General features: G+C 49.5%; 2 protein-coding genes. Both read right to left on the bottom strand.

Annotation, left to right across the window (positions count from 1 at the left end):
- Positions 1 to 454 precede the first annotated feature (454 nt).
- The gene (locus B5D63_RS08960; RefSeq protein WP_078668364.1) at positions 455 to 2,524 is read right to left on the bottom strand and encodes a penicillin acylase family protein; all 2,070 of its coding nucleotides are present in this window, start codon (positions 2,522 to 2,524) and stop codon (positions 455 to 457) included.
- Between the two features lie 5 nt (positions 2,525 to 2,529).
- Positions 2,530 to 9,825, bottom strand: a complete 7,296-nt coding sequence (locus B5D63_RS08955) for an amino acid adenylation domain-containing protein (protein WP_078668363.1) — start codon at positions 9,823 to 9,825, stop codon at positions 2,530 to 2,532.
- Positions 9,826 to 9,841 lie beyond the last annotated feature (16 nt).

Here is a 9,841-nt window from a genome sequence, read left to right as displayed (position 1 = left end):
AAAAAATCAAGGTTTAATGATAGAGTTTCTCACAAGCCAAAGGCTTTTAAAACAAGGTTCCGCAGTTTTTAATACTAATTTAATCGGGTTTTGGAATTGGCACTAACATGCTTTTAGTCTTGAACTAAAATCGCGGTATGAAGGTAAATAAATTTCATAACTAGACAAAAAAAATTGGACTCACGGAAGGAGATTCCGGAGTAATTTACCGACTCACCAGCCATGATATCAGGATGGAAAACGATTTTTCATAACAGCATGGTTATATCCGTATAAGCGAACATTTATTTTGTGCAAATGATTTATTTCCGGCAGCAAAACACGGAAGTTTTTATAAGCGCCTCCTGTATTTCTCTATGTAACCCTATACCATATACGCTTTTGCGAAGTCTACTGCGCCAAATTTGCAGTTGTAAAACCATCACTGCCTCACGTAATATTAAACCAGCCCCGGTCAATGACCGAGGCGTTCCGTTTTCTCCAGGTGTTGCATAATATCCCGCCGCTCTATCCAGGGCGTGCGCAGCTGTTTCCGCGACAACAACTGCAACTGGTCTCCAATATGCCGGCTCCCAGGCTGAGAAGCATTACCATAGCTGAGCAACACACGGGCTTTAATTTTCCTCCCGAATTCCACCGCAGCCACATAAGTATCGCCAGCCACTGCCCGCATTCTACCGTCAGTATCCGGCATAAATTCCATGGTACGATAGATACCGAAATTACCGGGACCTCCGTTGGCGGGATAGTCGTATGCGCCTGCACGAAAACGGAACAGCGCTCCCCAAGGCACTTGTAACGACCCGAACATATTATAGATCTCCATGGTAGCAACTGATAACAGCTTTACTGCAGTTGCCGAGTCCTTCAGCCCAGCAGGCGTTTCCGTGGGATGTGCCGGATCCCAGGGTAATTTAAACATGGTATCATCCAGTTTGGCAAACCAGTTGATAAACAGAATTCCGCCGATGCTCGCGCTGTCTGTGGTGCGGTCCCAGTTCCGCAGCACACCGGCTGCCGCCTGCGCTGCCGGATCAGGAAATTTTTCTATTGCAGCCAGCAGTTCATCAAGAAACCTGTCTGCCACCTCCACGCCGGTATTTAGCTTATACTTCACCAGGTCATCAAACGTTACAGAAAAGTTATTTCTGATCATATTCACAGCGCGCTGCGGACGAAATGCCATACTAACGGGCGACATGTACGACGGATAAGCTGAAGGAGACAATACCGGCGGGTAAGTACAATACCACGGGGGATCGTTGGCATTTTGTATGAAGCCGGTACGGGGGTTAAATAACTTTGGCATATCGTTATAACGATGTGTCTGGCTCCAGTAGTTCTTTGACTGGCTGCCGTCAACCGTGCCATGCCAGAAATCCCAATCGCCAGAGGAACGTACCGGAACGCTGCCACCGAAAAAATATCCAATATTGCCGGCCCTATCTGCATAGATCACATTGAACAACGGCAACTGCATCCGTCGCAACGCTGTCTCAAATTCACGGCGATCAGCAGCTTTGGCCATCATGTGCCATTCATAAAAGAAGCCGGCACTATCCAGTCCTGCTATTTTGATGGTATAAGCTTTATTATTCTTTACGCCCAGCACCGGTTCATCACCCGCATACTGAAGGACCGTTGTATCAAATCTCACCGTACAATCAGGCTGTCGTATCTGAACAATCGTCGTGTCATACTTAAAAGGCACGGTGGCACTGTCTACCTGATAACCGTTATCTTTAAGCGTATAAGCATATCGGTCTGTTGCATCAATAGTATTTACAGTATGTGTCCATCCAAGATGTTCATTAAATGCAATCGTCAATACAGGCATGCCTACCAGCGAAGCGCCATAGGCATGAAACCCCGGTGCCTGCAGATGTGCTTCAAAAAAAGTATAGAAATCAAACCATGGCAGATGCGGATTGGCCAGCAACATAGCATTACCGGAAGCTGACCTGGACCGGCCAACAGCATACGCGTTGGAGCCGGGGGTTAATATCGGATTGAGTGCCGCATTGTCTTCTGCCGCCAGGAATTCCAGAAAAAAAACACGGACGGCATGTGCCATTATGTCTTCACCCGTAACCGGCAGTACTTCTTTAAATGGCGCTGCAATCATCTGGGGATAGGCAGCTGCATAGTCGTTGATACCAGCAGCAAACGCATCAATGTATTTTTTCATTTCATGCCCTTGCTTTGCATAAGCCTCTTTACCAAGTTCCGGTACTTTAAAGAGCCTTATCTTTTTATCAGCGGATGCGAATTCAGCGCCCCAATACTCAGCAGAACGGCCACGGGCAATACCATATAAACGAAGCAGCAGATTACCATGGTTATGCATCTGTGCCCATCCAAACGCATAATACATGGCGCTGATATTCTTCCCATAAATGTGCGGCACGCCATAGGTATCCCAGAGGATATCTGCTTTTTTTGAGTGATAGGCCGGGACGCCAGCTCCGGCAAAATTCATATACAAACACAGGGACAGCCAAAGGGATAATCGGACAAATTTCATAGCGGCTATTTTATTTTATGATGGTGACAATATGAAAGTATTTTTTCCGCCAGGGCAGATACATAAGGTGATTTAACCAGCGTATGATGATCGCCCGGCGACTGCATCAGTGTTAGTTCCGGCGCATATGGTTTCCATCCAAGCATATTATCAGCAGTATATGTTCCGCCATCTGCCCCCACGACCAGCAAAGGAGCCGTCAGACTGCTTTTTAATGTATAAGGTATCCGGACGCTGTTCAATTCCAGGTCCAGTACGCGGAAAGCCAGTGACAACATACCGCTGTTATCAGGCACATGCTCCCTGACTGCCGCCTTCATCTTCGTCACTGTTTCGACCAGTGAACAATTAACAGTTGCTGCCCTCAGCTCGTTGATCCAATTGGGATAAGGCACCGTAATAAGTTCATGCTCCTCCAGGAATTGTTGCAGCCCGGATAACAACTGTTCATTCAAATGCTGCTGCTGTATATCCTTCCTTGCATCTGGTGGTGTATCCAGAAAAACAGCAAAAGCCACTTCCTCTCCCTTCAGTTCCAACTGACGGATCATTTCAAAGGCAACGAAACAACCGAACGAATGCCCTACAAACCGGTAGGGTCCAACAGGTTGTACTTCCTTTATCCAGGAAATGTGTTGTTCAGCGATCTTTTCCATGCTTTCCAACAGTTGTTCATCTTCATAAATCCCTGTCATCTGCAAACCATACACCGCAAAGTTTTTATCCAGTACAGCGGCCAGTTCTCCGTAGCCTTCACTCGTACCACCAGAACCGGGAAGTATAAACAAAGGCGCGCCCTCCCTGTTATGATTGAGGGGCAACAAATGCCTGGTGTGCGCCGTTGCAGTATTTACCGCCTGTTTCTCCAGTAAGGCAGACAAACCGGCAATGGTGGGATGATCAAAAACGTCCGTAATAGTAACTGTCTTTTTCAGCGTTTTGCGAATGCCTGCTATCAGCTTAATGGTCAGCAGCGAATGCCCTCCCAGGTTAAAGAAATTGTCGTATATCCCTACCCGTTCCACCTCCAGCAGGTTTTCCCATATCGCTGCGAGCGACAACTGCAAAGGTGTCTGAGGCGGCGCATAGGTATCCGCTTCCTGTATGCTAACCGCTTTCGGCAGTGCATTCCTGTCTATCTTTCCATTGTTGGTGAGAGGAATGGTTTCCAGCGGAATGAGATGTTCCGGTATCATATACCCTGGCAAAAATTGTTTCAACCAGGTCATTATCCCGTCATCATCGAAATCACCCGCCGGCACTACATAAGCTATAAGTTGTTGCTCCTGTGTAACGACAATGGCTTGTTTAACCAGCGGAGATGTCTGCAGCACATGCGCTATTTCCGCTGGCTCTATGCGGTAGCCGCGGATCTTTACCTGGTCATCCATACGTCCAAGGTATTCCATATTGCCATCGGGCAACCAACGGCCCAGATCACCTGTGTGGTACATTTTTCCACCGTGAAAAGGATTATCCGTGAACCTCTCTGCAGTGAGTTCGGGGCGACGAAGATATCCCTGGGCCACCCCCGCACCTCCGATGCATATTTCGCCGGTCACACCAACTGGCACCAGCTGATGACGGGCATCCAGCAGATATAATTGTATATTATCCACAGGTTTACCTATATTGATGACCTGTCCTTCCTGCGGCCGGAACGAATAAGTGTTACAGCCTACTGTTGCTTCCGTAGGTCCATACTCATTTACAATCGTTACATGCAGTCCGTTCAGAAAAGCCACATGTCCGGGCAATAGCGCTTCCCCTCCTATTACAAGCGTTGACGCCGGGCAGGCCAACTGACGGCGTTGCATAGCTTCTTCCAGCAAAGGCAGGTGCGCCGGAGTTAATTTAATAAAGTCATAAGGCGCATACTTCCATAGCAACTCATCTTCAAATACCATCGTCTGCGGGGCTGCACTTATCACTACCGGTTTCCCGGATATAAGCGGCATAAAGAGCGCGGTTACAGCTGCATCGAAAGTATAGGACAGGTGTATAAAACTACCTGTAGCGGTACCTCCCTCAGCAACATAAGCCGTCTTGTTATTACAGAGATAATGCAAAAGGTTGTTGTGCGTGATCATTACACCTTTGGGCATACCCGTACTGCCGGAAGTGTAAATAATGTAGGCAAGGTCCTCACTACCGGGATAATTCGTCAGCGGCACTTCTCCGGCAGTATCTACCCGTGACGTAATGACAATCTCCACATTAACATCCGGCAAAACACCGGCTCCTTCTTCACTGCATACGATCACGGTCGCACGTGTATCCTCCAGTATATGCCGGATGCGTTCTGCCGGAAATGCAGGGTCCACGGGAACATAAGCAGCCCCTGCTTTCATAATGGCCCATATAGCCATGATCATATCACTTCCCCGCTCAAAGCACAGTGGCACCAGCATGCCCGGCTTTATATTGTGTTGATGCCGTAAAAATGCGGCCAACTTGTCGGCCGCCTCCTTCAGCTCCCTATAGCTAACTTTTCCGGTAGCAGAGATCACCGCGGTACCATCCGGGTTACGCAGTGCCTGCGCTTCCAACAGATGCACCACTGTGGCAGCACGGGGTACAGGCGCCGCAGTATCATTGAAGACATGCAGCAGTTGGTATTCTTCCTCCTTCGTCAACAGCGGCAACACATCAACACCTGACACTGGATCGTTTGCAATAGCTTCCAGCAAAAGTTCATAGGACATTACCATACGCCGGATAGTATCCGGCAGAAACAAATCGCTACGATATTCTATACTCAAATGTAGTTCTCCCGCGGCCTCCATCACAGACCAGTTAATATCAAACTGCGTGGTATTACGCACTACCGGGGCAGCAGACAGGCTCAGCTCTCTGAGATGAAGCGCCGGTCCTGCCGGCATATTAGGCATGCCAAACAGCACCTGGAAGATAGGGTTACGGGTGGTATCCCTTTCCTTTACTACCGCTTCCACCACTTTTTCAAAAGGCACCTCCTGGTGTTCGAAGGCTTCCAGCGTAGTTTGTTTCACCTGCTGCAGAAAAGTTGTAAAGGCAGGCGCTCCTGACAGATCACTGCGAAGCGCCAGTGTATTGATGAAGAATCCGATCAGTCCTTCTAACTCCTGTTGCTGCCGGCCGGCGGCGGAGCACCCTACACAAATGTCTGTTTGTCCGCAATACCGGTATAATAATACTTTAAACGCTGCCTGCAAAGTCATAAACAGTGAAACACCCTGATCATTTGACAACTGCTTTATTTTTGATGACAAGGTTTTATCCAGTACATATTGGAAAGTGGCGCCATCAATGCTTTGAACGGCAGACCGCCGGAAATCGGCCGGCACCTGCAACAGCGAGGTATCCTGCAACTGCCGCTTCCAGTACGCCAGCTTGTGCCCCAGCGCATCATCTGTCAATACATTACGTTGCCACACCGCATAATCCGCATATTGTACCGGCAACGGCGCCAGACCGGCTTCCGCACCGGAAACAATAGCGTTATATAACGATGATAATTCGTTGATTAATATTCCGGCAGACCATCCATCACCGGCAATATGATGCAGGGTAAGCACCAGGGTATATTCTCCTGCGGGAGCACAAACCAGCATTCCGCGTAGCATATCATCTTTGGAGAGATCAAACGGCATAGTGGTCCAGTTGTTGATATCTTCATCACTCACCTCGCCGTTTATGACCGTCAGCCGCCAGTTGTCCGGCGCTTTGATGTGCTGATAGGGCCGGCCGTCTGCAACCATTACGACGGTACGTAATATTTCATGTCTGTTCACAATCTCGCGTAACGCCTGTTCCAGCGCAGGGATATTCAGTTGTCCGTTCAGCTTCAGGATCGCCGGCATATGAAACTGCACGCTTCCACTGAGCTGATCAATGAACCACAGGCGTTCCTGGTTAAACGAGAGCGGTATATAGTCAGGACGCTCACCTGTACTAATGACGGGTAACCCGCTCTCCCGCGTCAACCCGTTTATAAAAGCCGCCAGCTCCGCTATAGTCGGATACTGAAATAATGATCTGATGGGAACTTCTACCTGCAGGCGGCTGCGCAATACCGCAGCTTCGCGCATCGCCAGTAGCGAATGACCTCCCAGCTGAAAGAAATTATCATGAACGCCTATACGGCCAATACCCAGCAATTCCTCCCATACACCCACCAGTAACGTCTCCAATGGACCGGAGGCCGCAACATAAACCCGTTGGCTTCCCGTACCCGCATCAGGCGATGGTAACAACCCTTTATCTACCTTCCCATTGGCATTTAACGGAAAGCCATCCAGCTCAACGATAAAAGAAGGTTGCATGTACTCCGGGAGCCGCTGTCTGAGGGAAGCCCTAATATGTTCCTGGCTGTAATCTTCAGCCGGCACGATGTAAGCCACCAACTGTTTCCCGGTTCCCGTATAGGTACGCACAGTTACCAATACCTGTTTTACACCGGCCAGCTCCTGCAATACACTTTCTATTTCTCCCGGCTCTATGCGGTAGCCACGGATCTTCACCTGGTCATCAGTGCGGCCCATGAAAGTGATGTGACCATCTGCTTCCCGGCGGGCCAGGTCGCCGGTCCGGTAAATACGTTCTCCTTCCACAAAAGGGGACGGCAGGAAACGGCTGCATGTCAGGTCCGGGCTGTTCAGGTAGCCACGTGCCACTCCGGCGCCACCCACATACAACTCTCCGGTCACTCCGAAAGGCACCGGTTGCTGCGAAGCATCCAGGATATATGCCGTTCTGTTGGACAGCGGCAATCCTATCGGTGTAACCGCGCGCAGACCATTCCCGTTGATACGGTAACTCAGGGAGAAGGTGGTGTTTTCCGTCGGCCCATAGATATTACTCACCGTTATCGATGGGTATGCGGCCTGTAATTTCTCCACATGCTTTTCTGACAGCTTCTCTCCTCCCGTCAGGATCACCTTTAAACCCGAAAAAAGAGTGATATCGGTATCTACCAACTGATTGAACCAGCTGGTCGTAAAGAACATCTTATTTACGCCTTTGCCTTGCAGCTCTTCTTTCAATACAGACACGTCCAGCAACTCATGTTCCCGGCTCAATACCAGGCGGCCGCCATTGAGCAGCATGCCCCAGTATTCAAAGGTCGTCGCATCAAAAGAGACAGATCCGGCCGACAGGATAGCATCTGCCGGCGTGAGTGAAATATAATTGGCATTACATACCAGGCTGGTGACATTACGATGCTCTACCAGCACACCTTTAGGACGGCCGGTAGAACCGGAGGTATACATTACATACGCCAGGTTTTCTGCATGCACATCCACCGATGTGAGATCTCCGGCGGCAGGAATATCCGCCAGCGTGTCTATGCACACTATCTCCTGGCCCGACAGCAGTGATGCCAGCCGGGTGCTTTGGTCACTGACGGTGATCAGCAACGGTCCTCCCAGGTCCGACAGGATATAACGGACACGGTCATCCGGATAATCAGGATCTATGGGCGCATAAGCACCACCCGCCTTCAGGATCGCCAACAGTATCACAATCATATCAGGGGCGCGATGCATACATACAGGCACCAGCGTTTCGGTGGCAACGCCCTTATTCCGGAGATAGCCCGCCAGTACATCAGACCGTTCGTCCAGCGCAGCATAGGTAAGCATAGTATCTCCGAATACTACTGCCGGTGCTTCCGGGTGAAGCGCAACCTGCTTCCGGAAAAGGTCCGGTATAGTGGCAGCAGAAGGATACTCCGCAGTGGTGGCATTGAAGTCAAACAACAGTCGCTGCTGCTCTGCGTCCTCCAGCATCGGTAACGCTGCCACTGTAGCGGATGGCTCAGCCGCCACCGCATACAACAGCTGCCGGAAATGACGGCCCATCCGTTCAACGGTCGCCTCCTCGAAAAGATCTGTGCAATATTCTATGCAGGCATGCAGTTCACCTGCCTCCTCCTGCAATAAAAAGGTCAGATCAAACTTGGCCGTATCTGATTCCAGCGGCTCCGGGGAAATACGAAGACCGCTCAGGCGTATATCTGGTACGGGAGGCGTATTCTGCAAGATAAACAACACCTGGAACAACGGGTTTACACTTACATCCCGTTCTCTCACCACCGCCTCCACTATTTTCTCAAGCGGCACATCCTGATGGTCGTAAGCCGCCAACGTAGTGTCTTTTACATTTTTCAGCAGTGTTGTGAAAAGCATACCTGGTAGTACTTCGGTACGCAATGCCAGGGTATTCACAAAAAATCCGATCAATCCTTCCAACTGCCGGAGGGACCTTCCTGCTATAGGACTGCCCACACAAATATCTTCCTGCAAAGTATAGCGGTGTAACAACACCTTAAAAACAGCCAGCAACGTCATAAACAGTGTGGCCCCCTCCTGCTGGGAAAGCGCTTTCAACTGGTCTGTCACCGCCTTATCAATGTCGAAGTGGTATTCACGTCCCCGGAAACCCGGCTGCAGCGGACGGGGGTGATCTGTGGGCAGCTGTAGGGTGGCAACATCCGCCAGCTTCTTTTTCCAATAGTCCAGTTTCCGTTCCAGCATCTCTTCTTTCAGGAAACCACGTTGCCACATGGCATAATCTGCATATTGTATCCCCAGCTTCCGCAACTGTGGCATCCGGTTTTGAACCGCCGCATTATACAGCTCTATCAGTTCTTCCACGATAATGCCTGCCGACCAACCATCTGCGGCAATATGATGAAGCGTGAGTACAAGCAGGTACTCTTCTTCCGCCAGCACAATCAAACGCGCCCTTAACATATGATCACCGGAAAGATCGAATGGTTTTTCAATACTACTTTTCACATATTCCTTCAGCCTGTCCGCATCATCTGCTATACCGGGAATATCTGCCATATCCAATGTCCATTTATTCCGTTCAAGCAATTGCTGATGAGGCACACCGTCGGTGGATGCTATTACGGTACGCAATACTTCATGCCGGTTCACAATTTCCTGCAAAGCACCTGTCAGCTTATCTTTTTCGAGGATGCCCTGTAAGCGCAGCAGTACATTGATATGATAGGGCACGCTTCCTTCCATCTGATCAATAAACCACAGGCGCTCCTGGTTGAACGACAACGGCACCGGCCCCGAGGGCCGGTGCACCGTAAGCGGTATATCTGTATTACTTTTTGTATGCTGCTGAAAATAATCGATCAGATGCGGTTTGTTGAGCTTCAGCTCTTTCAGCAACGCGGGATCTACTTCGCTGTTTCTATGCATTTGCACCACCAGTTCACCTTCGTCGTATATAATCTTTATACCGCTGTCATTGGCACGTTTCAACAGATTGATAGTATCAGTTAAGCTGATATTAGTCATGTGTAATATTTTATTC

The organism is Chitinophaga eiseniae (assembly GCF_900167135.1).
Classification (GTDB): Bacteria; Bacteroidota; Bacteroidia; order Chitinophagales; family Chitinophagaceae; genus Chitinophaga; species Chitinophaga eiseniae.
The sequence above is the reverse complement of the archived record's forward strand: the minus strand, read 5'-3'. Positions and strand labels throughout refer to the sequence as shown.

Excerpts from the sequence above, each read along its gene's own strand:
- B5D63_RS08960 (WP_078668364.1), bottom strand. The coding sequence starts at position 2,524 with ATGAAATTTGTCCGATTATCCCTTTGGCTGTCCCTGTGTTTGTATATG.
- B5D63_RS08955 (WP_078668363.1), bottom strand. The coding sequence starts at position 9,825 with ATGACTAATATCAGCTTAACTGATACTATCAATCTGTTGAAACGTGCC.